This window comes from Desulfuromonas sp. (assembly GCF_002868845.1).
Classification (GTDB): domain Bacteria; phylum Desulfobacterota; class Desulfuromonadia; order Desulfuromonadales; family BM501; genus BM501.
In genome coordinates, this window is the sequence record NZ_PKUB01000027.1 from 1 (window position 1) to 22,987 (window position 22,987).

Below are 22,987 nucleotides of genomic sequence, written 5' to 3' on the forward strand. Positions count from 1 at the left end.
GAGGGCAGGCCACTTGTCCCGGAAAGGAGGTGCAGCAAGGATTAGGGAGGTCTGACCCTATCCGAAAGTAACAGGGCACGGATGCCCGCAAACACCCATTCATGGAGGAATACATCATGGCAATGACAATCAATACCAACATCTCATCTCTCAACGCTCAAAGCAATTTGAGCAACACCCAAAACTCCCTTTCAAAATCGATGGAGCGTCTCTCTTCGGGTCTGCGCATCAACAGCGCTTCCGACGACGCGGCCGGCCTGAACATCGCCGACCGCATGACCGCCCAGATCCGCGGCATGGATCAGGCGAGCCGCAACGCCAACGACGGCATCTCCCTGGCCCAGACGGCCGAGGGCGGCATGTCCGAGATCGGCGACATGCTGCAGCGCATGCGCGAGCTCGCCGTTCAGGGCGCCAACGAGACCAACGACGCCGACGACGCGGCAGCCATCCAGACCGAGATGGACGAACTGACCTCGGAGATCGATCGTATCGCCGGCGCCACGTCCTTCAACGGCAAGACCCTGCTGGACGGGGCTCTGGACGTGGATTTCCAGGTCGGTGCCAACGCCACCGCCGACGACAAGATCAACTTCACGATCACCCAGGACTTCACGGCCGCCGGGCTCGGCGTTGACGCGGTCGCGGTGACGGACAACGCCGCCGCCCAGACCTCGATCACCGCCCTTGACGATGCGATCAAGGACGTGGACACCGCCCGCAGTTCGGTCGGCTCCACGGTCAACCGTCTGGATCACACCATCAAGAACCTGTCGAGCCAGTCCAACAACCTCTCCGCGGCCCGCTCCCGCATCCAGGACACCGACATCGCCAACGAGTCGGCGAAAATGACCCGGTCCAACGTGCTGCAGCAGGCCGGGGTGTCGATTTTGGCTCAGGCCAACCAGGCTCCCAATGTGGCCCTCTCCCTTCTCGGGTAGAGGCTAGGTTTTTTGACTGACCCGGGGGGCGGGTCTCCCGCCCCCCACCTTTAACCACATGGGGCCCGGCTGGCTTGAAAGATCGATCGATGGTGGTCAGAAGAGGAGATTTGAGAGATGTTTAAAATAGAGACAGCATCACCGGCCGGCGCAAATGTGCAGAAAAGCGCAGAGGCCGCAGAAAAAATCGATCGGCAACGCCAGCCCTCCCCCCTCTCTTTCGAGCCGAGCCGGGATGAAAAGAAACAGACACCCGAGGAGATCCTCAGCCGCGTCAAGCAGCTGGCCGAAGGGGGGCTCAACAGCGTACGTTTTGAAATGAGCGAGGAAGCCCGGGAAGTGGTCATCCGGATCATCGATCCGGAAACCAACGAGGTTATCCGCCAGCTCCCCACGGAGGAACTGCTGAAGGTTTCCAGCAGCCTCGAGGAGCTTCGCGGCCTGCTCCTGCAGACCGAGAGCTGAGCCCGGCCGTGACGCGCCGGAAGCGGAGGACACCATGGCAATAAGCATAGGCGGGCTCGCCAGCGGAATAGATACCAACAGCCTCATCGATGCGCTGATGGAAGCCGAGCGGCTTCCCCTTTACCGCATGGAGGACGACAGGAACGAACTCAACAGCCGTTTGAACTCCTTCAAGAAGCTCGACGGCCACATGGGGAACCTGCTCGAGGCCGTGGAGAAGCTGGCCACCTCCGAGGAGCTTCTCTCCCGCAAGAGCGAACAGAGTTCCGAGGAGTACTTTGCCACCACGGCCGGCAGCGAGGCCCAGCCCGGCAACTACGAGGTCAAGGTGCTCAGCCTGGCCCAGGTGGAGAAGGTGGTTTACCAGGGGGTGGCGGACAAAGACGCCGAGCTCTTCACCTCGGGCACCGTCAACCTGCAGGTCGGGGGCAACGCCCCGATCGCCCTCGCCCCGGCGGACAATACCCTCGACGGCATCATGGAGGCGATCAATGCCCTGGAGGACCCGGGGATCACCGCCTCCATCGTCAACGACGGCAGCGGCACACCCTATCGCCTCGTTCTGACCGGAGACTCGGTGCAGGACGACAACATCACCATCGACGCCTCCGGCGTTTCCGGAGGGACCGGCTTTCCCACCGTCGAGCTGACCCGCAGCGCTTCCCAGGCGCAGATCGAGGTGGACGGGATTTCCATCGTCAGCGATTCCAACACCATCTCGGGTGCGATCCCCGGGATCACCTTCGACCTGACCAAAGCCGACGAGGTCCTTGACCCGGCCGATGCGACGACGACCACCCTGACCGTCGGCACCGACGAGGAGGCGATCGTCGCCAAGGTCGAGGATTTCGTCGACGACTTCAACGACATCCTCTCTTTCCTCTCCTATGACGGCCTCAGTGGGGATTCGGCGGCGCGTTCGGTCAAGCGCTCACTGCAGAACCTGTTGACCAACGTGGACGGCGGAACCGGAGTCTACCAGAGCCTCTCGACCCTCGGCATCGAGACCGACGAGCGTACCGGGGACCTGGTCATCGACAGCACCGCACTCAAAGACATGATCGAGAACGACCTCGACGGTTTCGAGACTTTCTGGACCGGCGACACCGGCTTCGCCGGGCGTTTCGTCGACTACCTGGAGGGAGCGACTGACTCCATCGACGGCCTTTACGCCGGCCGCAAGAAGAGTACCGAGGCCTCCGTCAGTCGCATCGACGACAGCATCTCGAGCATGCTGCTGCGCCTCGAAAAGCGCGAGTCGATCCTGGTCGGCCAGTTCTCCGCCATGGAGCAGCTTGTCAGCACCATGAACAGCCAAAGCAACTATCTGGCCCAGCAGATGAGCATCATGGCCAGCATGGGGAGTAAATAATAATGAATGCCTTTTTGAATCAATATCAGAACAACCAGGTCAGCACCGCTTCTCCGGAGCGGATCCTCATCATGCTCTACGATGGCGCCATCCGTTTCGCGAACCGGGCCAAGGAGTCCCTGGCCGCCGGCGACATGGAGGGCAAGGTCGACGGCATCAACCGGACCATCGCCATTGTCACTGAGCTTTCCACGACCCTCGACCACAAGGTCGGCGGTCAGATCGCGGCCGAACTCGACGCCCTCTACGGGTTCATGGTCCGGGAGCTGAGCAGGGCCAATCTCAAGAACGATTCGAAAGCCCTGGAGTCCGTCGACGGGCTGCTGCGCCACCTGCGCGAGACCTGGGTTCAGGCCATCGAGGTCGTGCAGCAGGACCGAAACAACGGCGTCGCCGGCCAGAGGCGTCAGGGCGAGTCGGCCGCCGCGGCGATCTAGGAGACGATATGGCGAGTCTGGAGGAATTGCTGGAGTTGTCCATTCGCCAGTACCGGGCCCTTCTGGATGCCGGGAACAAGCTGACCGCTCTGGTCGAGCAGGGGCGGCCGGGGCCGATCCAGGACTTCTGCGGCGAATTGACCGGCCTCCAGGATGAGGCCCGGCGCACCGACCTGGAGTTGAACGCTCTGTTGCGCGCCGCCGGCAAGCCGGTGACGACCCATTCCCTGTTCCGGGAGCGGCTGGAGTTGATGCGCCGGGTGCTGGCCGGAACCGAGGACCTGGGGGCCAAGGGGCGGGGGATGCTTTCCGCCTTGAACGCAGAGCGCACATCTCTCACCGGCGGGCGAACGGCCCTGTCCGGCTACAGGGTGGGGCCCGACCGGCGGGGCCGCATCTTCAATGGGCCCGGCTGAGCGCTTCACCCGCCCTTCTTTCGGGGGTCGGCCCGTAAGCATGATGTCGTTGTTCGGTGAACTTTCTTTATGGGAGGCCGCATGTTTTCTCGGGCGGTGCAGAACGTACTTCAGGATTTTCGAAAGTGCCGCATCATCCTTTCCTTCCAGAGGGGCAATCCCCTGGAGTTGGAAGGGAGGGTCAGGCTTCTGGATGCTTCGATTCTCGAGGTGGAAATCACCGCCAGCCCTCTCGAAGTCCTTGAGGAGGACGGTCTCTGCTTGATCTACATCGAGCAGGGGGAGTCTATCCACCGGATCATGGGCCGGCTTTCAGGGGAGCGCGGTGAGAATGGTCAGCTCCGGTTCCGGGCCGTCGAGGTGGCGTCCTATCCCCAGCGGCGGCGTTTTTTCCGCATCGATGCGGAGGTTTACATGAGGTACTGGGGCACCGATCTTGACCGCCCCACCAAGACCGTGCTGCAGAACGTCAACCTGAGCGGGTCGGGAATCCGCTTCGTCTCCTCTACCCCCCTCGTCGTCGGTCAGACCGTCGCTTTGGAGGTCTCTTTGCCGGGGGGCAGCTCTCCATCGATGGAATGCGTCGGCAGGGTGGTTCGCGTCCAGGACAGGGGCAAGGAGGGCCAGCTCGCGGCGCTGGAGCTGGTGGAAATCGAACAAGAGGACCAGGACGAAATCGTTCGTTTTTGCCTGGCCGAGCAGCGCAGGCAGCTGCGCATGAAGGTCCGCGTCAGGGACGCTTCCTGAAGGGGCCACGTCCGCAACCTCTCCGGCGGCCTTCTGGCCGCCTTTTTCTTTCCGGATCAAGACCAAAACCCTCCCGGCGCCGAGCAGATCCCGAGCCTTTCCGGCAACATCCGATGGCAAACCGTCTTTGCCGGCAGGGGCCGGCTTCCTTCTTTTCGTTCTTTTGCGTCGGGGAGTGTCACCTTTCTTCGGCCAGAGAGCTGTTCTTTTTTTGCAAAAAGGAGATTTGCGGCACAGAGGGCCCATTTCCCCATGTTTGGGGAGGGCGGCGGGGCCTCTTCCCTCGGATTGTCTGCAGGGGTGTCGGGATTTTGGCGGAAAAGGCTGCCAGGGGGCGGACCGGCGGGGACGCGGCGCGGAACCGATACGAAAAAGCCCGGCCAAGAAGGCCGGGCGGGTTCGGTCGAAGTCGGTCGGGGGACGGCCTTAGGCGAAGGCCACGGCGTGTCCCTTGTATGCGGGGAAGTGAACCATCGGAGGGTGGCGCTTGGTCGGGGTGAAGATTTCGACCCGGTTGCGGCCCCGGTTCTTTGCGGTGTAGAGGGCACGGTCGGCGTTTTCCAGCAGTTCGCTCATTGTGATGGGATGGCGGAAGTCGGCGCAGCTGATGCCGATGCTGACGGTGATCGGTTTGCCGATGCCAAGCGACACGGGATCGAGCCCCTCGACTTTTTTGCGGATGCGCTCGGAAAAGATGCGGGCCCCGGCCGTGGAGGTCTCGGGCAGAATGGCCGCGAACTCCTCGCCCCCGTAGCGGCAGACGACGTCGGCATTGCGGGCCGAGTCGGCGAAGACCTTGGCGGCGGTCTGGATGACCCGGTCGCCGGCCTGGTGGCCGTAGTTGTCGTTGACATCCTTGAAGTGGTCGAGGTCGAGCAGGACGAGTGAGAAGGATTTCTCCGAGCGCTGGCTGCGGGCGATTTCCTTCTCCAGGGTGGCGTCGAAGTAGGAGCGGTTGTAAAGGCCGGTCAGGCCGTCCTTGAGGGCAAGCTCGGCAAGCTGGGCCCTGGAGGAGCGCAACTGTTCAAAGCGTTCTTTGATCTTCAGGAGGAAGCGGGCCTTGGCTGCGACCTCCTTGGCCGAGGCGGTGAAGGACAGGCAGTCGCTGGCGCCGAGCTCCAGGCCCCGGATACGGGTCGCTTCATCTTCTTCGGGGGTGAAGGCGATGACCGGGATGTCCCCCCACTCCTCCTGCTTGGCCAGCCTTTTGAACAGGTCGACCGCCTTGCCGGTGAGCCGGCGCAGGTCGCAGAAGACCATGTCCACCGAATGCTTCTTCAGCTGGCTGAAAGCCTCTTGGCTGTCGGCGCTGAAGAGGATCTGGCGGAACAGGTCGGTCCCCTTTATGGTCGTGGCAATGGCTTTCCTTGAAGCGGGGGAGTGTCCAACTATGAGGCTCGTCGCGGTCATGGTCATTAGGCCCTTTCTCTCGATCTGTGTTGCTACTCTTATCGGCACCGCCGGAAAAGAGTTTAGGGAAATTCCCCCGTTGGTTCCGATTTATAGCAAAGACGGTGCCAAAGGGAAAAAGGCCTAAAGATCCCCCCGGCTGGTGCCGAAAAGAAAGATACGTATTCTATTTATCTCCTTTTCCCCGGGTTCAAAACAGCAGCGGTCGCTTCGGGCGACGGATCGGGCGTCAACATGCTTTCGAAGGAAACAGTCGAGTTTTTGAGGGATTTCAAAATTGCGAGCCTGGCCCTGCCGGTTCGGGGAGAGGGCCACCTTGCCCTGGACGGGGTCGTCAAGGTGACCTCCCCGACCCGTCTGGAGGCGATGTTCCTGCCCGGCCAGATCCCTTTCGAGGCCCTCGACCAGGCTGGCCGCTGCCGGATTTCCTGCGAAGTGGGACTCTCCATTTTCCAGGCCGAGGCCTTTATCGAGGAGGTTCTCGACGACAGGCGCCTGTCCCTGGTTCTGGCCGAGGTCTCCTCTCAGGGGGATACCCGGCGCAAATTCCGCGTCGACAGCGAAGTCTATTTGAAGTTCTGGCGGCCCGGCGAGCAACCTCCCTCCGAATCCTCTCTTGAGAGGGTGAACCTGAGCGGGTGCGGGCTCCGCTTCTCCGCTCGCCAGCAGGTTCCGCCCGGAGAGGAGCTGGAGTTGGAGATAGCCCTGCCCGGGGCAACCCTGAAAGTGCTCGGCTGCCGCGGCCGGGTGGTCGACGGCTCCTCTTCGGACGATCAGCCGGGGGAGGTCGCCCTGCAGATCACCGACATCTCGCCCGACCATCTGGACAAGCTCACCGAGTTTTGCCTCGGGGAGAAGTTCAAGCAGTTGGGGAGCCGGGTGAAGTTCCTTGGGTCGATGCTTGACCCCAAGCACAAGTAGCCCGAAACGATAGATTTTCCATCGCGTCGGGCCGCTCAGGGGGGCTCGCCGATGAGCAAGGGGTTGGCCTCATGAGCCTCATCAATTCGGTCATTCCGGCCCCGCCCGCCGCAGTCGGGGCGAGTGCCTCGGTGTCGCGGGAAGCCCGCCAGCAGCACCTGCGGATCGACCAGATGGTGCGGGCGACCGTGGCCGAGGGAGGGCAGGGCCAGGTTCTGCTTCAGCTAGGGAAGAGAAAGTTCAGTGCCCGCACCGAGTTGGCCCTGCAGACGGGACAGAAACTTGACTTGATGGTCGTCTCCCTGGAGCCGCGTCTGGAGTTCCGGGTGATCGAGGACCTTTTGTCCAAGCGCCTCGGCCGCTCTCTGCACGTGCTCGGCTCCCAGGCCGGCCTGGTGGCCTGCCTGAGGGGGCTGCTCAAGGAAAAGGGGAGACTTTCCGAAAGCTTAAGTCCGGGGGCGAAGGCGTGCCTCGAGTTTTTCGCCCGGGAGGGCGGCGCTGCGCCGGGATCCGGCGGGGGCGGCGCGCTTCGGGGCTGGGTGGAGCGCCTTGGGCTCGGTCTGGAGGGAAAACTGGCCGCCGGGCTGGACGAAGGGGAGGAAATGCCCCTGAAGAGCGCATTGGCCGAAATCAGTCAAAAAGTTGACCGCTCCGCCGGGCCCTGGGCGGAAAAGGCGGCCCAGGCCCTGCAGGTTCTCGAGGCCTTCCAGCTCTGCAACCTTCGCCTGGCTCAGCAGGGAGCCCGCCTCGTCCCTCTTCCCCTGCCCGAGTTGGAGCAGGGCTTCATGGTGGTCGAGGACCGGCGGGAAGGAAGCCAAGAGGGGGATGGGGAGGAGGGGCCCTGGCTCTTTTCCCTGCATCTGAGCCTGAAGGGGCTGGGGGATATGCGGGTCGACTTCCTCTACGAGTCCGCAGGACTGTCGATCCGTTTCCTGTGCGACGATCCTGAGAAGGCCCGCTTCGTGGCCCGGAACCAGGACGGCCTGGAGGGGGTGAGGGAGCGCCTGCCCCTGAGGGGGGTGAGCTTTTCGGCCGGAGCGGAGAATCCCGCCAGGGCCCTCGTCAAGAGGGTCTTTCCCGGCGGGGACGGATGCCTCGACGCCAGGGTGTAGGCTGTGAAAGGGAAGATGGAAATGGACAAAGCAGTTGCTCTGCGCTACGACCGGCAACAGGACACAGCCCCCAAGGTGGTCGCCAGCGGCGGAGGGGACGTGGCGGCGCGCATTATCGAGCGGGCGCGCCAGGCCGGGGTCCACGTCATGGAAGACCCCGACCTGCTGGAGCTTCTGGCGCATGTCCCTGTCGGCGACGATATCCCGGTGGAGCTGTACCAGGCGGTGGCCGAGGTCCTCGCCTTTGTCTACCAGGTCAACGGCCGCTACCTGGAGGGGGCCACCCCCGGCTAGCCCCGGCGGCAGAGTGCGGGGCGGATCGTCAGTCCTTGACCTCAAAGGCCACCTTGATGACCGCCTGGTACTCCTTGACCTGGCCGTCCTCGCCGATGTGGCCGTGCAGTTCCTCGAGCTCGAACCACGACAGTCCCTTCAGGGTCTGGTGGGCTTTCAGCACCGCCGCCTCAATCGCTCCCTCGATCCCTCTCTGGGAAACCCCGATCACTTCCAGCTTCTTGTAAACCCGATCCTGGCCGTATGTCATGGCGCTACCTCCTGTGGTTTGGCATACCAAAAGACTAACACCTTACGGGCCGGGGTAAAGGCGTCTCGGGGCCGGCCGGCGAGTTTCCGGCTCCAGCTCCCTGTTGTATTCCCCTCCCGGTTCCGCTACAATCCGCCGATCAATTCTTCTCCGGAGAGGGGCTTTTGCCATGGGGTATCGCAACCTGAATGAGTGCGTCGAGGACCTGGAGCGCGGCGGTCGGCTGCGGCGCATCGAGGTCCCTGTCGATCCCGACCTCGAAATCGGGGCGATCCAGCGGCGGGCCTACGCCGCCGAAGGCCCGGCGCTTCTCTTTACCCGAGTCAAGGGGTGCCGGTTCCCCATGCTCGGCAACCTGTTCGGCACCCTGGATCGGACCCGCTATATCTTCCGGGACACCCTGGAGACCATCCGCTGCCTGGTCGATCTCAAGCTCAGCCCTGCCAGCGCCTGGAAGGAGCCCCGGGGGCTGCTGAAGGCTCCCCTGGTAGCGCTCCACCTGCTGCCCAAAAGGGTCAAGGACGGCCCGATCCTGGCCCATGCCACGACCCTCGACCAGCTGCCCCAGCTCAAGTCCTGGCCGAAGGACGGCGGGGCCTTTGTCACCCTGCCCCAGGTCTACTCCGAGAGCGAGGCCCGGCCGGGGCTGCGCTCATCCAATCTCGGCATGTACCGGGTGCAGATCTCCGGAGGGCAGTATCAGCCCAACCGGGAAGCGGGCCTGCACTACCAGATCCACCGGGGGATCGGCATCCACCACGCCGAGGCCCTGAAGCGGGGCGTGCCCCTGCGGGTCAACATCTTCGTCGGCGGCCCGCCCAGCCTGACCGTTGCCGCGGTCATGCCCCTGCCCGAGGGGATGCCGGAGATCTCCTTTGCCGGCCTGCTCGGCGGCCACCGCATTCCGGTGGTCAGCCCGCCGGGGGCGCTGCCGATCCCGGCGGAGGCCGACTTCTGCATCAGCGGAACGGTCGACCCGGCCCGGACCCTGCCCGAAGGACCTTTCGGCGATCATCTCGGCTACTACAGCCTGGAACATGAATTCCCGGTCCTTCGGGTGGACAAGGTCTACCACCGTCCCGGGGCCATCTGGCCCTTCACCACCGTGGGGCGTCCCCCTCAGGAGGACACCAGCTTCGGGGCCTTTATCCACGAGCTGACCGGGAAGCTCATTCCCGACGTTCTTCCCGGAGTCCATGCCGTGCACGCCGTCGATGCGGCGGGGGTTCATCCCCTGCTGCTGGCCATCGGCAGCGAGCGCTACGTCCCCTATGCCGAGGGGCGCAAGCCGCAGGAGCTGCTCACCCTCGGCAACGCCATTCTCGGCCAGGGGCAGCTCTCTCTGGCCAAGTACCTCTTCATCGCCGCCCGGGAGGATTGCCCCGGTCTCGACATCCATGACATCGCCGCTTTTTTCCGTCATGTCCTGGAGCGGGTCGACTGGCGCCGGGACCTCCACTTCCAGACCTGCACCACGGCCGACACCCTCGATTACTCGGGGAGCGGCCTCAACGAGGGGTCCAAGGTCGTCGTCGCCGCCGCAGGGCCGGCCCGGCGCGAGCTGCCCCGGGAGATCCCCGGGGATTTGCGCCTGCCCGAGGGGTTTTCAAACCCGCAGCTGGTGCTGCCCGGGGTCCTGGCCCTGGAGGGGCCGTCCAGCACCTCGCCGAGACATCTCCAGGACGAGGGCCTGGAGGCCTTCTGCCGCTTTTTTGCCGATACCGACCCCATCAACGCCTTCCCCCTGCTGCTGGTCGTCGACGACAGCGAGTTCGTGGCGCGCACCCTCAACAACTTCCTGTGGACGGTCTTCACCCGTTCCGACCCGGCCCGGGATCTCTACGGGGTCGGTTCGGAACTGGTCAACAAGCACTGGGGTTGCAGCGGGGCCCTGGTGATCGACGCTCGCAGCAAGCCCCACCTCGCCCCGCCCCTGATCGACGACCCCGCGGTGGAAAAACGGGTCGACGAACTGGGCGCCCCCGGAGGTCCCCTGCACGGGATCATCTAGCGCCCCTGTCCAGATAATCCATTGATTTATTTTCCCCGGGTTCTGTATCATGGAGGGTGTGCCGTCCGGTCTCTGCGGATGGGATGACTCATCGTCGCCGCTTTTGGGGGCGATCGGCCCAGGGCCAGGAAGGGACTCCCCGATGAAAAGCAATTTGAACCGGCTGGTGGACGCCATCGGCAACACGCCCCTGGTCGAACTCCGGGCCCTCAACACCAACCCCCGGGTCCGGATCCTGGCGAAGCTGGAGGGAAACAACCCCGGCGGCTCGGTCAAGGACCGCCCGGCCTACTACATGATCAAGAAGGCCGAAGACGCAGGCCTGCTGACCCAGGAGAAAACGATTCTCGAGCCGACCTCGGGCAACACCTGCATCGCCCTGGCCATGATCGGCGCCGCCAAGGGGTACCGGGTCAAGCTGGTGATGCCCGCCTGCGTCAGTCAGGAGCGGCGCAGCGTGCTCGAAGCCTACGGCGCCGAGGTCGTCCTTTCCCCCGGCTGCGAGGCGACCGACGGGGCGATCCGCATGGCCCACAAGATCATGACCGAGGAGCCGGGTCGCTACTTCATGCCCAATCAGTACGCCAGCCCGAACAACCCCCTGGCCCACTACGAGACGACCGGCCCCGAGATCTATCGCCAGTCCGACGGCCGCGTGGACGTGTTCGTGGCCGGCATGGGAACTTCGGGCACCCTGATGGGGGTGGGCCGCTACCTGCGCGAGATGAAGCCCGGCGTCCGGATTGTCGGGGTTGAACCGCGCCTCGGCCACAAGGTGCAGGGCCTCAAGAACATGCAGGAGGCCATTGTCCCCGACATCTACCGGGAAGGGGAACTGGACCGCAAGCTGATGGTGGACGACGAGGACGCCTTCGAGGCGGCCCGAGAAATGGCCATTAAAGAGGGACTGTTCGTCGGCATGTCGAGCGGGGCGGCTGTGGCCGGCGCCCTCCAGGTGGCCGCTCAGATGAGCGAGGGGACGATCGTCACCCTGCTGCCGGACCGCGGTGACCGCTACCTGAGTACCAACCTGTTCCGTTCCAGTTGCGCCTGCTGTCCGCCCTGACCGGCGGACGTCCTCCCCCCCCTCATTCCTTCAAGACGCAAAGGCCCGGCTTCGATGGCGCTGCCCGAGTTGGTGAAAGTGTCGGCCGAGAAGCTTTTTCGCCGGTTCTGCGCCGACCTTGCGCCGACCTTGCGCCGACCTGTCTGCGGCGCCAGGTCAGGCTCTCCTACAGCATGGAGGGCTGCCACGTCACCTTGTTCGTGGCAAAGGCCGACGGCAGCGGTCCCCATCCGTCCCCGGCCGCTCCCCTGGCCCAGTTCCGGTTCCATTCCGAACTGGGCCAGTGGACCCTGCACTATCCCGGCGCCCAGAACAGGTGGCACATCTTCCTGAATGCCGGCCCCACTCTCAACCTGGAAAGACTCCTTCGTCACCTCGACGAAGACCCGCTCAACCTGTTCTGGGAGTGAACGTCCCCGAGACCTCTCCGGAGTGCCCCTCGTTTTTTCTTGACAAAAAATAAAACACCGTTTAAGTTTTTATCACCTTGTTATGCAAAGGAATATCGAAAGCCTTTTAATTAAATTAGAAAGACTTTAAAACAAGATATCTAACTTTTCGGCTCACGGGTCTTTCCGGGGCCGAACAGGGAGGGCGGTTGATGGACGTCAATCTTGGGCAGCATCTGACCCTGTTGGGAATCTGCACCCTGGTCTTTTGCGGCGTGACCGGAGTCCTGGGAACCCTTTCGGCGGGAATCCTGCCGGCGTTTTTCGTCTCGGCCCTGATCTTCCTGAGCGCAGGTCGCTGCATGGGCAGGGCCGCCCGGGTCAGGGTGCCCATCCACCGTCGCCGGTCGGGCCGCCGCTAAGGCCGCCCCGATATCTCCAAGCCCCGAACCGGCACCTAGCCGTTTTGAAAAGAGCGCTGCGCCATCCCTTTCCTTTCCGAAAGGGGTGGCGCTTTTTTGTTTGAGCGGGAGAGAGTGGCGGGGATGTCGAGTAATTTCGGAAATTTAGGATACAATAAGCTTTTGATCGGTCAGCAAGTGATCAGCCCAAGATGGCCCGGAGGGAAAGACATGAACCGACGATGGCTGACGGTGCTCGGATGTTGCTTGGTGGCGGTTCTGGGCTGCGGCCCTGAAAGTTCTTCGGCGCAGACCTATGCCCGACTCGGTCCGCTTGAGGTGCTCGGGGACGGGAATTCGGTTCTGGAGTTCGGTGTCGGGGAGTTCGACGCGTTCGACGGGGACGAGGACGCTGTTGCCGGTTTCGCCGAATACCGTTTCGGCCGCAAGGCCCTTTTTGTCGGGCCCGGAATAGGTCTGATGGCCAACGCCGACGGAGCCTTCTTCGGCTATGGCTCCCTCTACGCCGACCTGGCCCTGGGGGCCTGGTTTTTTACCCCATTTACCGGAGCGGGTCTGTATGAGCAGGGCGACAGCCGGGACCTGGGGGGCATCGTCCAGTTCCGTTCCGGAATGACGATCAGCCGCAGGATCGGAGATCTTTACCTCCTCGGGGTGCGTTACGCCCACGTCTCCAATGCCAATCTCTATGATGATAACCCCGGTGAGGATGAACTCCACCTGACTTGGACGGTAAGGTTTTAGCCGCCGGGTTCGCTCCCCCTGGTTTCCGGAAGGGGCCCCGCCCTGATCGAATAGCTCCCCCCCGCACGGCGCCACCATCCACAATCGAAACGGCCGTTCGGTCCCTGCCTGCTCCTGGCCGTCCAGGGAAAGCGGATTGGGGGGCGATTGACACCGGTTGTGTTTGGTTCAAAATATCATCATACTTTCGAGCTTTGGGGGGCATATGCGAGCGATTCCGTGGTTTCTCCTGTCTTTTCTCCTTCTGGCGGCCCCGGCCGTCGCCCAGGAAGGGGGCGAGCCCAAGGTTGCCCCAAATGCCTATCCCGGCGTGGCGGAAATCGTCCCCCGCGGCTCCCAGTTGGCCGGGCTTTTCACCCAGCAGGAAGCCGAGATCGCCTCCTTTACCGAAACCTCCACCATTGAGGCCCAGATCAGCAAGGCCCGTGAACTCCAGAAGGATATCATCGCTCAGAGTGCGGAATCCGGGGAACTCTCCGGGTTGGGACAGAACAGGCTTCAGGAGGTGCTGGGGCGTTTTGAGGAGCAGAATCGCAGCCTCGGCAAGGTTCTGGAGACCCTTTCCGGGCGCCTGAGTCAACTCGACAAGATCCGCCGGGCATGGAGCGACAAGAAGGAGGTCTGGCTCGGCTGGGAAAAGAATCTGCAGCAAGGGGAGGTCGATTATCCCAAGGATGAATTCCGCCGCACCATTGCCCTGATCAATCAGGGCGTCGAGAGGGCCAGCAACGCCTCCCTTCCCCTGGTCGCTCTGCAGAAGGAGTTGACGGGGCTCCAGAACAAGAACCAGGAGCATCTCAGCCAGATCGAGGCGGCACTCAAGAATGTGCGCGGAAAGGTTTTCAGCAAGACCGCCCCCTCCTTTGCCAATCCGGACTTTTACCGGCAATTCAACGCCGAGCTGTGGAGCGCCGCAAGGGAGTCGGTAAAGTCGGCCCTGATCGTGCGCAAGGAGTTCTGGTCGAAGCAGGGCTGGATCGTGACCCTGCAGGTCCTCGTTGCCCTCGTTCTGCCCCTCTACCTCCGCCGCTACCGCAGCAAGCGCGAACTCGCCCCCGAGTGGGGGTTCCTCCTCGATCATCCCTGGGCGACGGGCATCTTCGTCTCCCTCTTTTTCCTGCGGGGGTTCTACACCAACCTGCCGGTTTTGCCGGAACTGATCTTCAACCTGTTCAGCCTCGGGGCGGGCTCCGTTCTGGTTGCCGCACTGGCCACCAATTCACGCCAGAAACTCCTGGTCTGGCTGCTGGCGCCGCTGCTCTTTCTTTCTCTGGGGCTGTGGGCCATTGCCTTTCCCCAGCCCCTCCTGCGCGCCTTTCTCGCGCTCAACTCGCTGGTCGGGGTGCCCCTGCTGCTCTTTCTGGCCCGCATCGAGTCGCGCCGGCAGGAGCCGAAAGGCAGGCGCTTCGCCACCCTGCTGCGCCTGGGGACTGCGGTGCTGCTGGCTTCCCTGTTCGCCCAAGCCGCGGGATTCAGCACCCTGGCCCTGCGCCTTCTCCTCTCGACCCTGGGGACGGTCTTTTTGTGGCTCTTTGCCGCGATCGCCATCCGCATCGGGGCGGGGGGCATCGAGTTCCTGGTGCGCCACGATATTTTGCGCCAGTACGACTTTTTCAAACGTTCGGGCAGCGAGCTTGCGGTCCGGCTCAAGACCCTCTTCCGCGCCCTGGTCATGATCTATGCGCTCTTCTTCCTGCCGGTGATGTGGGGCCTGTACGATTCGGTCGGGCAGGTCTGGCAGAGCCTGCAGGGGTGGGAACTCCCCCTCGGCGAGGGGCGCCTCGATGCCAGTTCGGTGGTATTGGCTTTTCTCGTGCTTTACCTCTCGTTTCAGGTCAGCTGGTTTCTGCAGGCTTTGCTCGAGGCGGAGTATTTCCCCCGCAGGGGGCTGCAGCGAGGGGTGAGGTCGTCCATCAAGCGTCTGCTTCACTATTCCCTGTGTCTGGTCGGGTTTCTCCTGGCGGTGGGCCTGCTCGGGATTGAACTCAAGCATTTCGTGGTCCTGGGAGGGGCTTTCGGCATCGGCATCGGTTTCGGCCTGCAGAACATCGTCAACAATTTCCTCAGCGGCCTCATCCTCCTTTTCGAGCGTCCCGTCAAGCTGGGGGATGTCATCGTCCTCGACAGCGAGTGGGGCACGATCGTCAAAATCGGCCTGCGCTCCACCGTGGTGGAGACCCTCGACCGGTCGGAAATCATCGTCCCCAACTCCCAGCTCATTTCCGAAAAGGTCACCAACTGGACCCTCTCCTCCAAGACCGCCCGGGTGACCCTTAGCGTGGGGGTGGCCTACGGAAGCGACGTGTCCAAGGTGCTGGAGATCCTCAAGGAGGCCGGGGAGCAGCATCCCGAGGTCCTGTCGGCGTTGCCGCCATCGGCCATTTTCGTCGGCTTCGGGGAGAGTTCTCTCGATTTCGACCTGCGGGTGTGGATCGGGGATATCGGCAAGCGCCTGCAGGTTCGAAGCGAGATCGGCCAGTTCATCGACATGCGTTTCCGCGAGGAGGGGGTGGAGATCCCCTTTCCCCAGCGCGATCTGCACCTGCGTTCGGTCGATCCCGCCGTCGGCAGGGGGGAGGTCGGGCCGTCGGGCGATTGAGGAAGCCCCTGGGTCGTTCTGCCGATTGTCGGGGAGAACCTTGTGAGGGGCGGTCGATCATGCTATGTTGACCCATTCATTTTTGTCGAAGGGGGAGACATCAGGATGAACGGCAAGCCGCATGCTATGGTGCTCGGGACGGGACGGGCGGTGCCCGACAAGGTGCTGACCAACGCCGACCTGGAGAAGATGGTGAAGACTTCGGATCGCTGGATCACCTAACGCACCGGAATCAAGGAGCGGCGCGTGGTCGAGCCCGGGACGCCCCTCTCCGAACTGGCTACTGAGGCGGCCCTGGCCGCTCTCGAGAATGCCGGGGTGGCGGGGGAGGAGATTGACCTGGTGATCGTCGGCACGGTGACCGGGGACATGAAATTTCCGGCAACCGCCTGTCTTGTTCAGGAGCGGATCGGTGCCAAGTCCGCGGTCGGCTTCGACCTCTCCGCCGCCTGCTCGGGGTTCCTTTACGGCCTCCAGGTCGCCGGCAGCCTGATCGCCCAGGGGGGGTACCGCCGAGCCCTGGTGATAGGCGGGGATGTCCTGACGTCCATGGTCGATTGGGACGACCGGGACACCTGCGTGCTTTTCGGCGACGGCGCCGGAGCGGTGGTTCTCGGCCCCTCAGACGGCGAGCGCGGCATCCTGGGGACCTACCTGAAAAGCGACGGGAAGTACAGTCACCTCCTCTGCAACCCGGGGTGCGGCAGCCTCAACCCCCCCACTCCCGAGAACGTCCGGGATAAGCTGCATACCATCCGCATGGAGGGGCGTGAAGTCTTCCGTCACGCTGTGGTCTCTATGGTTGATGCTTTGAAAACGGTTCTGGATGAGGCGGGGATGTCCGTGGACGATCTGGACCTGCTCATTCCCCATCAGGCCAATCTGCGCATCATCGAGGCGGTGAACAAGCGGTTCCGGGTCCCCGCCGAAAAACTCTTCGTTAACGTCGAGCAGTACGGCAACACCTCTGCCGGTTCCATCCCCATCGCCCTGGCCGAGGCCTGCCAAAGCGGGCGCGTTGAGAAGGGGAGTCTGGTCGGCATGGTGACTTTCGGGGCCGGTTTTACCTGGGCCTCCGCCCTTATTCGCCTGTAGGCCCTCCCGGCGGCCGCCTTGCCCTTGACCCTTTTCGCGGTATAATGGCATTAAAGGAGAAAGGAGGTACAAGGGCATCGTAGAACCAAATAGCACATAGAAGCAACGGCCCCCCCCGAGGGGGGGAATTATCGTTCTGCCCCGCAGAGCGAAGACGCCGGATGGGAAAGACGAACAGGTCCGGCTGACAAAAAAAGGCCCCTTTCTGACAAGTCAGAAAAGGGCCTTTTGACGTTGGGGCCGAAGCGCCCTGGGGCTACTCGCCCCGAAGGGTCTGGAGGATCTCCGGGTCGGACTCGTCCTCTGCCAGGACCGCGTGGCAGGTGTCGCAATCGGCGGAGATGACCTCGCCCGACTCGCTCTCGTGCATGCCGTCGTGGCAGCGGAAGCAGCCGATGTCGAAGTCGGTACCGTGGCCGATGTGGTTGACGTAGGTGTCCCACTCGATCTTCATCTCGGGGAAAACATTTTTGGCGTAGGCCTCCTGGGTGCCGGCGATCGACTTGTTCAGCTGGGCCTGGTCCAGTTCCGGGAGGTTCTCCCTGTACCAGTTCCGCAGGTGGTTGTCGATGCCTGCCTCTGCATCCTCCTGGGTGGCGTACTTCTGGGTGATGGCCTCCATGGCCTGGCGCTTGATATAGGGGATCTTCCGGTCGATGGCGCCGTCGGTGATCTTTTCGTTGAGGGCCTGTTCGGCCGAGCGGTAGATGTGGGTCGGGCGGTTGTGGCAGTAGACGCAGTCCATTTCCCGAGTTTCGGTGCCGTGGCCCTCCTCCTCGACGGTGGCGGCGGCGTCCTCGCTGCGGTAGACGACCTGGGTGCCGTCGGCCCTGGTGAGGGTGACCTCCGGGATGACCATCCGCTTGTGGTCGGCTTTGTAGGTGATGACGTTCTCTTCGGCCACGTGCCAGTGGATGCCGTGGGGCTGCTCGGTGCCGCTGCCGGCCGAACCGATCTTCATGAGAAGGACCGTCTGGTTGAGGGTGTTCTCCTCGTCCTCAAGGTACTTGTTCTTGACGAAGAGCTTGTCCCCGTGGAACTTGTCCGGGCGGTGGCATTCCTCGCAGGTCTCCTTGGCGGGGCGCAGGCCGTGAACCGGCGTCTGGATGGGGCGCGGATGGGTGTTGAGGGCCACTGCGGCGAGCTGGCGGGCACCCGAGATCTTCGATTTGACGAACCAGGTCGCTCCCGAACCGATATGGCACTCCACGCAGTGCACCCGGGAGTGGGGGGAGTTCTGGTAGGCGGTGTACTCGGGGTTCATGACCGTGTGGCAGAACTTGCCGCAGAAGGCATTCGATTCCAGGTAGTGGTAACCGCTGTAGCCGAGCAGGGCGATGATGAAGAGGTTGACGCCGGTCAGGAAGACGCCCAGGAAAATGAGCTTTCGCACCCGGTTGAAGCGGGTCTCGTCGGTGAAGTGCTCCCGCAGGTATTCCAGGGTGAAGAGGCGAACCTCCTCCTTGCCCTTGAGGAAGAAGAGGCCGACGAAGACCATGACCAGGCCGAGCATGAAGGCCGGACCGAGAACCATGTAGATGAAGCCGCCCAGGTAGGGGTTGTCGATGTGGAATATGCCGTCGATGAGAACCAGGCCCAGCAGAAAGGGGAAGGTCACGGTGACGATCATCGCCCCGATCACCGAAACCCTGCTTCTGCCAATGCCCTTGAAAAAGGCGTCGATAAGTGCCGAGATCTTCTTCATCCTGCATCCTTTGAATGGGGTGTCTGATGGTTTTGGAATCGCTTGGCTCAAGGAGCTGTCGGGACGCTCGGAGAGGCCGGCATTAAATAGGCCGCGGGCTCAACTTTAATAAGTCTACATGAAAAGCCTGCGGGTACAATCTTCTCCCCGTGGGCCGAGCCGGGCTGCGGCAGGCGCGGGTCGGCCCAAAAAGAAGAAGGGAAAAAAGAAAGGCTGCAACCCGTTCGGGGTTGCAGCCTTTCCGTATTCAGTTCCCTTTATGTGGAGGAATGGGTGCGGGCATGGCTGAAAACCCCTCCTGGGAAAAATTCTATAGCAGGCCTACAGTCCGGTGACCGCTGAGAACCAACCTTGGACCAGTTCGAAGGGGCCGCCGGCGCTGACTGCTCCACCGATCAGTGCGGCGAAGGCCCAAAGGCCGATCAGGCCGATGACGCCGATAGTCAGCACGAAAGAGGTACGGAAAGCGATCTGCAGCAGAGCGACGGCGACTTGCGAGTGAGCCTTTTCGTTGACATGGCCGATTGTTGCAGCGGTTTCTTTCATGGTAAGCCTCCTTTCAAAAGCCCTTGAGAGACGATCCTTGGAGCCATTGTGACCCTGCCCCTTTTGTAGAGAAAGATATCAGCAAAGGTCACGGTTGTCAACAAAAAATGTAATAAAATTAGTACGTTAGGGTGAAGTCGTGGCAGGAAAGAAAACGGTGCAGGCGGTTGGCTGTAATCTTGATACAGGCTATTCCCATTAATTTGACAATTCTGGTTGTCAATATGGAGGCGGCCGAGAGGGCTGCTCGGCGGGAGACCCGTGACGCCGGGAGAAAAACCTCGCGGGCTCTGCTGCTCCCGCCCTCTGGCGCATCCGGTGATTGTATGTTTCCGGCAGGAGTGGGAGGAGCCCTTGAAGTCGGAGCGGCATTCCCTTTGCTCGGGGGGGCAGGACTGCGGCGGTAGGGGGGGAGGGAAGAGGGCGGAATTAATAGAGAAGGCGAAAATCCCCAAGGATTTGCCTCGCGCAATGGTTTTTCGCAGGGGGGCTCAGTTGAGGTTGCAAGTCCTTTCCTGGGGTGTCGGTTCCGCGCCCCAGGTTTTGGTGATGAAGACCTCGCAGCTCTGGCAGTGGTCAAGATCCCTGGCGCAGGTGGTGTTGGCCCGTTCCCAGCAGGGGCGGCTCAGGTCCTTGAGGGCGGAGCAGTTCCGGCGCATTTTCGGGGGGCAGTCTTTGATTTCCCAGCAGGGGAGGATGCCCAGCAGGCGCTTGAGGCCCGGAATGCTGATGCCCTGATCGTGGATCAGGGACCTCAGGCACTCGATCCAGGAGATGTCGTCGGGAGAGTAGAAGCGCTTGTTTCCCTGCCGGGCCGGAAGGACGAGGCCCTCGTCCTCGTAGATGCGAATGGTGCGCGGGTGGACTCCCACCAGTTTGGCTGCAACGCTGATGGGGTAGACTGGATCGCTGTTGACGATGCCCATTCGGTCTTCTCCTTTGCCCCCTGATGTGTGAGTTGCGCACCTCTTTTTATTGCTGTAATTATATATCAACATTATGTGAAAACAAACACCGTTTGTTGCTTTTTGGGGGAAATATTTTCACAATATGTGGAACATGTAGGAATTATTATTTCAACTGATGAGAATTTTTTTGTTCTGCATAACTATGTTTTGCTTTTCGTCCTGGCGAGGGCGCTTCCTGGTCTCTCGCCCTGAACGAAGACGTCCCCCGCCGGGTGGGTTCCGGGGGGGACGCTTGGGGGACGAATTGGCTTTGGGGGGGTGCTATTTGGTCTGCAGCTTGTTCAGCTTTTCGTAGTCTCCGGCGGCTTTTTCCCGGGCGGTTTTCATGGCGCTGATGAACACCTCGCAGGTTTCGCACTGATTGTTGTCCTTGGCGCAGGCGGTGTTCATCCTTTCCCAGCAGGGGCGGGTCTTGTCTATATAGGCCGAGCAGGAATCGCGCTTCTCGGGGGGGCAGTTCTTGATTTCCCAGCAGGGGCTGAGCTCCAGAAGCTTCTTGATGCCGGGGATGCTGATGCCCTCATCGTGGATCATGTAGCGAAGGCACTGGATCCACTCGATGTCGTCGTTGGAGAAGTAGCGCTTCTGTCCCTGTCTGGAGGGTTTGATGAGCCCTTCGTCCTCGTAGATGCGGATCGTGCGGGGATGGACCCCGAGCAGTTTGGCGGCGACGCTGATGGGATAGATGGGATCGCAATTGTTGACAGCCATCTGTTGCTCCTCCAAGCCTGTGGTCGGTGAGGGGAATCTGCTATAGATAGGTTTGCATAAATTTTCTATTTTTCAATATCATACAGCATTCTCTGCCAAACCTGTAGTAAAAAATCGAGAGATTGTAGACCTTGACTATAAAGAAAGCCGGGCCGCTATCGGCGTTCCGGCCCCCCTCCCCGCGGTACATCTCTTTCTTCTCGAAGCCCCTTTCGCCTCAGAGCGTGCCGAACCCTTTGTTCGGGGGGGGCGTGTTGCAGGCTCTGTCGTTTCAAGGAAAAGGGTGCAACACGGAGGGCTGGATCCTTTAAGCTCGCATTTCCGGTAAAGTGGAAATTTAAATTTACACTTTTTCTGCCAAAAGTGTTGCGTTGCAAACCTGACTGTGGTAAATGTTTGTTGCAGGCGCAACGGAGGTTGACAATTTTGTCCGAAATTCTAAGATGGAGATGTCCCATGAGGCGAGCCAACGCATTGAACGACTACCTGACCAAAACTTTTCTGATCGGCCTGTTCGCGGCCGTTGGCGTCACCGCCGCCATTACCGCCGTGCTCGCCCTTTGGCCACCCCTGGCGCATCTCGCAGGTAAATTCTTTTAGGTCGGATGCCGAAGGTTTCGGCGGGGTTGCAGTTTCAGAGTGGGTAAACGATTGCAAGGAGTTGAAGAATGCTGGGACATGACCATCTATTGCTGAAGTTGGTCCGCATGGTGCTGACCATGACGGTTTTCGCTGTTGTCACTGCTTTTCTCTTGCTTGGCGCCGTCCCCGAGATTACCAAGACGGCGACCGTGGTCGGCTCCGTGCTGGTGGCCACGGTTGTCGCCATGTACGACTTCGGCCTGTTCAGCAGCGAGCTGGAGGTCTGACCCTCTACCTCCTTGCTCTCTCGGAAAAACGATCGACTCGAAAGCAAAAAAGGCGCCCCCGTCAGGGGGCGCCTTTTTTTGGGTCGATGGGGGGCGGTTTACCAGGTTCGCTTCAGGTTCTCCAGGACGGCCTCGAACTCCTTGGCCGCGGCCTGAAGAACGCTCTGTGCGTAGTCCGGGTTGTGGACTCCCCGGGTTCCGTCTTTTTCGACGAGGGCGAGTTTGGCCAGGCCTCCCAGGTAGAGCTCCCAGCCGGCCCGGGTGTCGCGATGGATGCGGTCGGCTGTTTCGAGGGCCGATTCCACCTCGGCGCGCAGGGCGTCGACCTGCGCGATCTGATCGCCCGTCTCCCGGGTCCAGTCATGGAACAGTTCGGCGTAGGACTCGTCGTGGCATTCGGCGCAGCTGGCGGCGGCGGGGCGGTAGTCGCCTGCCTCGGCGCCGGCATGGCACATCTGGCAGTCGATTCCGGCGGCGTACATGAGGCCCTCTTCCTCGGGGACCCCGGCGGCGCCCCTGCCTTCGTTCATGGCCACCTGGTTTTCGTGACAGCCGGTGCAGTCGGCCAACTGCGGCGCGCCGGAGTCCCCGTTTTCGGCGTGGCAGGCAAGGCACTGTTCCATCTGCTCGGCCTTGGACGGCTTGCGATGCACTATCCCCAGATGGCAGTCCCGGCAGCTGAGTTCGAAGGACTCCATGTGGAAGGCGTGGTCGAAGTGCAACCCGCCGACGGAGTACTCGGCAAGGATGTCTGGCAGTCCCTTGCGCTGGCGGAATTCGGGGTTCTTCACCTCGTCGGACAGGCGCATGTGCAGAAGGGCGGCGGTGCCCATGTCGAGGGGGGCCTGCTCCCATTGGGCCTGATTGGCGATGTCCGAGTGGCAGTACAGGCATGTCTCGGCGGGAACGAGGTCTTCGTGGGGGTGGGACAGGATTTCGAGCTTTTCCTCCTTGGAGATGGTGAACTGCATGTAGAGGTCTTTCAGTCCTCCTATCTTGGCCTTGACGTAGCCGACCATGCCGGGCTGGCCGTGGCAGTCGAGGCACGAAACCCCGGCCTCCCCGTGCCGGGAGTGCTCCCAGGAGTCCACTTCCGCCAGTGGGCCGTGTCCTTTGCCGGGGTGGCATTGGGCGCAGAATTCCGGTTCGGAGGTCATGTGCAGGATTTCGATGTTGACGAAGCCCATGATCCCGATAGAGGCGAGGGACAGGACGGTGACCAGGAGGATGTGCTCTTTGCTCCAGTTCCAGAATCGTTTGAACATCATCGGTAGATAGACCTCGCGAGGGTTGACGTCTTTCGCCGCACGGGCAGTGAGGGCGCGGGGTGGCGGGGGAGAGGAAGTGTCAACATAGCCTACCTTGGTGCGCGTTGCAACGTGGATGTTGCATTTCACATTGTGTTGCATTTATTTGTGTTCATGAAGTTAACAATTTGAATTTACAGCTATCTTTCTTTCCCTTCGGGGGGGAAGGTGGGCGGGTGTTGCAGGTCGG

At 62.0% G+C, this 22,987-nt stretch carries 25 protein-coding genes; 18 read left to right on the forward strand and 7 right to left on the reverse strand.

Annotation, left to right across the window (positions count from 1 at the left end):
• The first annotated feature begins 116 nt into the window (after window positions 1-116).
• From C0617_RS08280 to C0617_RS08305, 6 genes are all read left to right on the forward strand, one after another.
• Complete coding sequence (locus C0617_RS08280; protein ID WP_291316549.1) at window positions 117-941, forward strand: flagellin; 825 nt, start codon at window positions 117-119, stop codon at window positions 939-941.
• A 117-nt stretch (window positions 942-1,058) separates the two neighbouring features.
• A complete protein-coding gene (locus C0617_RS08285) occupies window positions 1,059-1,406 on the forward strand; it encodes a flagellar protein FlaG (protein ID WP_291316550.1) in 348 nt (115 codons plus the stop codon).
• Window positions 1,407-1,440: 34 nt separating this feature from the next.
• On the forward strand, window positions 1,441-2,778 hold the full coding sequence (gene fliD / locus C0617_RS08290; protein ID WP_291316551.1) for a flagellar filament capping protein FliD: 1,338 nt from the start codon (window positions 1,441-1,443) through the stop codon (window positions 2,776-2,778).
• A 2-nt stretch (window positions 2,779-2,780) separates the two neighbouring features.
• Window positions 2,781-3,215: a flagellar export chaperone FliS gene (gene fliS / locus C0617_RS08295; RefSeq protein ID WP_291316552.1), complete on the forward strand. Its 435-nt coding sequence runs from the start codon at window positions 2,781-2,783 to the stop codon at window positions 3,213-3,215.
• Between the two features lie 8 nt (window positions 3,216-3,223).
• The gene (locus C0617_RS08300) at window positions 3,224-3,631 is read left to right on the forward strand and encodes a hypothetical protein (protein WP_291316553.1); all 408 of its coding nucleotides are present in this window, start codon (window positions 3,224-3,226) and stop codon (window positions 3,629-3,631) included.
• A gap of 81 nt (window positions 3,632-3,712) precedes the next feature.
• Window positions 3,713-4,378, forward strand: a complete 666-nt coding sequence (locus tag C0617_RS08305) for a PilZ domain-containing protein (RefSeq protein WP_291316554.1) — start codon at window positions 3,713-3,715, stop codon at window positions 4,376-4,378.
• Between the two features lie 426 nt (window positions 4,379-4,804).
• On the opposite strand, the gene C0617_RS08310 is transcribed toward C0617_RS08305, so the two are convergent.
• Window positions 4,805-5,794, reverse strand: a complete 990-nt coding sequence (locus C0617_RS08310; protein ID WP_291316555.1) for a diguanylate cyclase — start codon at window positions 5,792-5,794, stop codon at window positions 4,805-4,807.
• 228 nt (window positions 5,795-6,022) lie between these two features.
• Between C0617_RS08310 and C0617_RS08315 the strand changes: the two genes are divergently transcribed.
• The 3 genes from C0617_RS08315 (at window position 6,023) to C0617_RS08325 (ending at window position 8,115) form a co-directional block, all read left to right on the forward strand.
• The gene (locus tag C0617_RS08315) at window positions 6,023-6,709 is read left to right on the forward strand and encodes a PilZ domain-containing protein (RefSeq protein WP_291316556.1); all 687 of its coding nucleotides are present in this window, start codon (window positions 6,023-6,025) and stop codon (window positions 6,707-6,709) included.
• Between the two features lie 71 nt (window positions 6,710-6,780).
• Window positions 6,781-7,821 carry a hypothetical protein gene (locus tag C0617_RS08320; protein WP_291316557.1) on the forward strand — a complete coding sequence of 347 codons (1,041 nt, stop codon included), beginning with the start codon at window positions 6,781-6,783 and terminating at the stop codon, window positions 7,819-7,821.
• 21 nt (window positions 7,822-7,842) lie between these two features.
• Complete coding sequence (locus C0617_RS08325; protein ID WP_291316558.1) at window positions 7,843-8,115, forward strand: EscU/YscU/HrcU family type III secretion system export apparatus switch protein; 273 nt, start codon at window positions 7,843-7,845, stop codon at window positions 8,113-8,115.
• A 28-nt stretch (window positions 8,116-8,143) separates the two neighbouring features.
• Here the strand turns inward: C0617_RS08325 and C0617_RS08330 are convergent, their stop codons facing one another.
• Window positions 8,144-8,365 (reverse strand): dodecin, encoded by a 222-nt coding sequence (locus C0617_RS08330; protein ID WP_291316559.1) that lies wholly within the window; start codon window positions 8,363-8,365, stop codon window positions 8,144-8,146.
• A 169-nt stretch (window positions 8,366-8,534) separates the two neighbouring features.
• Here C0617_RS08330 and C0617_RS08335 point away from each other — a divergent pair, with 169 nt between their 5' ends.
• The 7 genes from C0617_RS08335 (at window position 8,535) to C0617_RS08365 (ending at window position 16,691) form a co-directional block, all read left to right on the forward strand.
• The gene (locus C0617_RS08335; RefSeq protein WP_291316560.1) at window positions 8,535-10,376 is read left to right on the forward strand and encodes a UbiD family decarboxylase; all 1,842 of its coding nucleotides are present in this window, start codon (window positions 8,535-8,537) and stop codon (window positions 10,374-10,376) included.
• 142 nt (window positions 10,377-10,518) lie between these two features.
• On the forward strand, window positions 10,519-11,442 hold the full coding sequence (locus C0617_RS08340; RefSeq protein WP_291316561.1) for a cysteine synthase family protein: 924 nt from the start codon (window positions 10,519-10,521) through the stop codon (window positions 11,440-11,442).
• Between the two features lie 200 nt (window positions 11,443-11,642).
• Entirely contained in the window at window positions 11,643-11,852 is a 210-nt protein-coding gene (locus tag C0617_RS08345; RefSeq protein ID WP_291316591.1) for a DUF3024 domain-containing protein, read from the forward strand.
• 191 nt (window positions 11,853-12,043) lie between these two features.
• Window positions 12,044-12,253 carry a hypothetical protein gene (locus C0617_RS08350; RefSeq protein ID WP_291316562.1) on the forward strand — a complete coding sequence of 70 codons (210 nt, stop codon included), beginning with the start codon at window positions 12,044-12,046 and terminating at the stop codon, window positions 12,251-12,253.
• Window positions 12,254-12,463: 210 nt separating this feature from the next.
• Window positions 12,464-12,997 (forward strand): acyloxyacyl hydrolase, encoded by a 534-nt coding sequence (locus C0617_RS08355; RefSeq protein ID WP_291316563.1) that lies wholly within the window; start codon window positions 12,464-12,466, stop codon window positions 12,995-12,997.
• Window positions 12,998-13,202: 205 nt separating this feature from the next.
• Window positions 13,203-15,596: a mechanosensitive ion channel domain-containing protein gene (locus C0617_RS08360; RefSeq protein ID WP_291316564.1), complete on the forward strand. Its 2,394-nt coding sequence runs from the start codon at window positions 13,203-13,205 to the stop codon at window positions 15,594-15,596.
• A 231-nt stretch (window positions 15,597-15,827) separates the two neighbouring features.
• Window positions 15,828-16,691 (forward strand): beta-ketoacyl-ACP synthase III, encoded by an 864-nt coding sequence (locus C0617_RS08365; RefSeq protein WP_291316592.1) that lies wholly within the window; start codon window positions 15,828-15,830, stop codon window positions 16,689-16,691.
• A gap of 256 nt (window positions 16,692-16,947) precedes the next feature.
• Here the strand turns inward: C0617_RS08365 and C0617_RS08370 are convergent, their stop codons facing one another.
• The 4 genes from C0617_RS08370 to C0617_RS08385 form a co-directional block, all read right to left on the reverse strand.
• A complete protein-coding gene (locus C0617_RS08370) occupies window positions 16,948-18,396 on the reverse strand; it encodes a NapC/NirT family cytochrome c (protein ID WP_291316565.1) in 1,449 nt (482 codons plus the stop codon).
• A gap of 321 nt (window positions 18,397-18,717) precedes the next feature.
• Window positions 18,718-18,942: a hypothetical protein gene (locus C0617_RS08375; RefSeq protein ID WP_291316566.1), complete on the reverse strand. Its 225-nt coding sequence runs from the start codon at window positions 18,940-18,942 to the stop codon at window positions 18,718-18,720.
• Between the two features lie 491 nt (window positions 18,943-19,433).
• Window positions 19,434-19,868: a MerR family transcriptional regulator gene (locus C0617_RS08380; protein WP_291316567.1), complete on the reverse strand. Its 435-nt coding sequence runs from the start codon at window positions 19,866-19,868 to the stop codon at window positions 19,434-19,436.
• A gap of 303 nt (window positions 19,869-20,171) precedes the next feature.
• The gene (locus C0617_RS08385; protein WP_291316568.1) at window positions 20,172-20,621 is read right to left on the reverse strand and encodes a MerR family transcriptional regulator; all 450 of its coding nucleotides are present in this window, start codon (window positions 20,619-20,621) and stop codon (window positions 20,172-20,174) included.
• Between the two features lie 456 nt (window positions 20,622-21,077).
• Between C0617_RS08385 and C0617_RS08390 the strand changes: the two genes are divergently transcribed.
• Together C0617_RS08390 and C0617_RS08395 are read left to right on the forward strand one after the other, a co-directional pair.
• Entirely contained in the window at window positions 21,078-21,221 is a 144-nt protein-coding gene (locus C0617_RS08390; protein ID WP_291316569.1) for a hypothetical protein, read from the forward strand.
• Window positions 21,222-21,289: 68 nt separating this feature from the next.
• Window positions 21,290-21,490 carry a hypothetical protein gene (locus C0617_RS08395; protein WP_291316570.1) on the forward strand — a complete coding sequence of 67 codons (201 nt, stop codon included), beginning with the start codon at window positions 21,290-21,292 and terminating at the stop codon, window positions 21,488-21,490.
• A gap of 98 nt (window positions 21,491-21,588) precedes the next feature.
• On the opposite strand, the gene C0617_RS08400 is transcribed toward C0617_RS08395, so the two are convergent.
• Window positions 21,589-22,758, reverse strand: a complete 1,170-nt coding sequence (locus C0617_RS08400; protein WP_291316571.1) for a NapC/NirT family cytochrome c — start codon at window positions 22,756-22,758, stop codon at window positions 21,589-21,591.
• Window positions 22,759-22,987 lie beyond the last annotated feature (229 nt).

Excerpts from the sequence above, each read along its gene's own strand:
- C0617_RS08370 (WP_291316565.1), bottom strand. The coding sequence starts at position 18,396 with ATGAAGAAGATCTCGGCACTTATCGACGCCTTTTTCAAGGGCATTGGC.
- C0617_RS08340 (WP_291316561.1), top strand. The coding sequence starts at position 10,519 with ATGAAAAGCAATTTGAACCGGCTGGTGGACGCCATCGGCAACACGCCC.
- C0617_RS08380 (WP_291316567.1), bottom strand. The coding sequence starts at position 19,868 with ATGGGCATCGTCAACAGCGATCCAGTCTACCCCATCAGCGTTGCAGCC.
- C0617_RS08300 (WP_291316553.1), top strand. The coding sequence starts at position 3,224 with ATGGCGAGTCTGGAGGAATTGCTGGAGTTGTCCATTCGCCAGTACCGG.
- C0617_RS08305 (WP_291316554.1), top strand. The coding sequence starts at position 3,713 with ATGTTTTCTCGGGCGGTGCAGAACGTACTTCAGGATTTTCGAAAGTGC.
- C0617_RS08280 (WP_291316549.1), top strand. The coding sequence starts at position 117 with ATGGCAATGACAATCAATACCAACATCTCATCTCTCAACGCTCAAAGC.
- C0617_RS08390 (WP_291316569.1), top strand. The coding sequence starts at position 21,078 with ATGAGGCGAGCCAACGCATTGAACGACTACCTGACCAAAACTTTTCTG.
- C0617_RS08355 (WP_291316563.1), top strand. The coding sequence starts at position 12,464 with ATGAACCGACGATGGCTGACGGTGCTCGGATGTTGCTTGGTGGCGGTT.
- C0617_RS08320 (WP_291316557.1), top strand. The coding sequence starts at position 6,781 with ATGAGCCTCATCAATTCGGTCATTCCGGCCCCGCCCGCCGCAGTCGGG.
- C0617_RS08325 (WP_291316558.1), top strand. The coding sequence starts at position 7,843 with ATGGACAAAGCAGTTGCTCTGCGCTACGACCGGCAACAGGACACAGCC.
- C0617_RS08400 (WP_291316571.1), bottom strand. The coding sequence starts at position 22,758 with ATGATGTTCAAACGATTCTGGAACTGGAGCAAAGAGCACATCCTCCTG.
- fliD (WP_291316551.1), top strand. The coding sequence starts at position 1,441 with ATGGCAATAAGCATAGGCGGGCTCGCCAGCGGAATAGATACCAACAGC.
- C0617_RS08350 (WP_291316562.1), top strand. The coding sequence starts at position 12,044 with ATGGACGTCAATCTTGGGCAGCATCTGACCCTGTTGGGAATCTGCACC.
- C0617_RS08285 (WP_291316550.1), top strand. The coding sequence starts at position 1,059 with ATGTTTAAAATAGAGACAGCATCACCGGCCGGCGCAAATGTGCAGAAA.
- fliS (WP_291316552.1), top strand. The coding sequence starts at position 2,781 with ATGAATGCCTTTTTGAATCAATATCAGAACAACCAGGTCAGCACCGCT.
- C0617_RS08375 (WP_291316566.1), bottom strand. The coding sequence starts at position 18,942 with ATGAAAGAAACCGCTGCAACAATCGGCCATGTCAACGAAAAGGCTCAC.
- C0617_RS08330 (WP_291316559.1), bottom strand. The coding sequence starts at position 8,365 with ATGACATACGGCCAGGATCGGGTTTACAAGAAGCTGGAAGTGATCGGG.
- C0617_RS08315 (WP_291316556.1), top strand. The coding sequence starts at position 6,023 with ATGCTTTCGAAGGAAACAGTCGAGTTTTTGAGGGATTTCAAAATTGCG.
- C0617_RS08385 (WP_291316568.1), bottom strand. The coding sequence starts at position 20,621 with ATGGCTGTCAACAATTGCGATCCCATCTATCCCATCAGCGTCGCCGCC.
- C0617_RS08335 (WP_291316560.1), top strand. The coding sequence starts at position 8,535 with ATGGGGTATCGCAACCTGAATGAGTGCGTCGAGGACCTGGAGCGCGGC.
- C0617_RS08360 (WP_291316564.1), top strand. The coding sequence starts at position 13,203 with ATGCGAGCGATTCCGTGGTTTCTCCTGTCTTTTCTCCTTCTGGCGGCC.
- C0617_RS08310 (WP_291316555.1), bottom strand. The coding sequence starts at position 5,794 with ATGACCATGACCGCGACGAGCCTCATAGTTGGACACTCCCCCGCTTCA.
- C0617_RS08395 (WP_291316570.1), top strand. The coding sequence starts at position 21,290 with ATGCTGGGACATGACCATCTATTGCTGAAGTTGGTCCGCATGGTGCTG.